1 protein-coding gene is annotated in these 1,273 nt (G+C 61.7%); it reads left to right on the top strand.

Annotated features, from left to right (window positions below):
• Window positions 1-272 precede the first annotated feature (272 nt).
• On the top strand, window positions 273-1,226 hold the full coding sequence (locus FQ755_RS00035) for an integrase catalytic domain-containing protein (RefSeq protein WP_260858214.1): 954 nt from the start codon (window positions 273-275) through the stop codon (window positions 1,224-1,226).
• The last annotated feature ends 47 nt before the right edge of the window (window positions 1,227-1,273 follow it).

Genomic DNA, 1,273 nt, shown 5'->3' with positions numbered 1-1,273 from the left:
AGATGCGCGTACCAACCGGCAGAGAGATCATGATCGCAGACTGCCCAGCACGGTACGCAGCATGTCAGCGTCGACCAGGCCGTCTACCTTAACCACCGCACGGCCGATGCGGATCTCGATCGTGCCCCCAGGAGACGCCGGCTTCATATCTGGCGCTTGCGGAACGCATTGACTCATCAGAATTGCAACTCGCGCTGACCTGTTGCCTCACGTAGTTTGCTACCCGTCGGATTGTCCGGCGGGAGCGGCACGAGGTGACGAGGCAAATCAGCATGACGACACGCAAGGAGTTGGTCGCAGCATTGCAATTGCGGTATGGCAGCGCGACGTTCGGTGACCGGATCAGGATTCTGGATGAGTTCGTGGCTTTGACCGGGTATCACCGCAAGCACGCCATCCGGCTGCTGCGGGAGAAGCCCGGCGCGGCAAAGGGGACGCGCGAGCGCAACCGGCTGTATGACGAGGCAGTACGCCAGGCGCTGACGGTGTTGTGGGAAGCGGCCGACCGGGTTTGCGGCAAGCGCCTGAAGGCGTTGATCCCGAAGCTGGTTGATGCCATGGAACGGCACGGCCATCTCGACCTGGATCCGGTCATCAGAGCCAAACTCCTTGAGGTCAGCGCGGCGACCATCGATCGCATGCTGGCCAATGCGCGTTTGCACATCGACGGGCAGCGCAAACGCCGCAAGGGTGTGGGCTCGGCCATCCGGCGCAGCATCCCGGTGCGCACCTTCGCCGACTGGCGCGATCCGCCACCAGGCTTCTTCGAGATCGACATGGTCGAACACTGTGGCGGTCCGAAGACCGACGGTGACTTCGTCCACACACTGACGCTGACCGACATCGCCAGCGGCTGGACAGAATGCGTGGCCATGCGAGTACGCAACCAGATGCTGGTTATAGAGGCGTTTGACAAGGTGGCCGCCGATCTGCCATTCGCAATGCTTGGAGTGGACTCGGATAACGACACCGCATTCATGAACCAGAGCGTCTTCGACTACTGCAAGGGACATGGTCTTGAGCAGACCCGCTCGCGGGCCTACAAGAAGAACGATCAGGCCTGGGTGGAGCAGAAGAACGGCTCCGTCGTGCGGCGGCTGGTCGGTTATGGCCGTCTGAGCGGCGCCGATGCGAGGAACGCGCTCGCGCTGCGTATTTCGGCGAACGTGACCGCCGATTTCGGGAACGTGACCGATTCGGCGGGGTTGGGCGTTGCGCGGTGTTGATTGTAGATTTTCTTGTTAGTTCTGGTCGAGTTCGGACTCCAGGACGT

The sequence above is a fragment of the Paraburkholderia sp. BCC1885 genome, from assembly GCF_900996235.1.
GTDB lineage: Bacteria > Pseudomonadota > Gammaproteobacteria > Burkholderiales > Burkholderiaceae > Paraburkholderia.
Note: the sequence above shows the minus strand (reverse complement) of the source record. Positions and strands in the feature narration are given on the sequence as shown.

What these genes read in the sequence shown, in the direction of transcription:
- FQ755_RS00035 (WP_260858214.1), top strand. Translation starts at nt 273, where the DNA reads ATGACGACACGCAAGGAGTTGGTCGCAGCATTGCAATTGCGGTATGGC.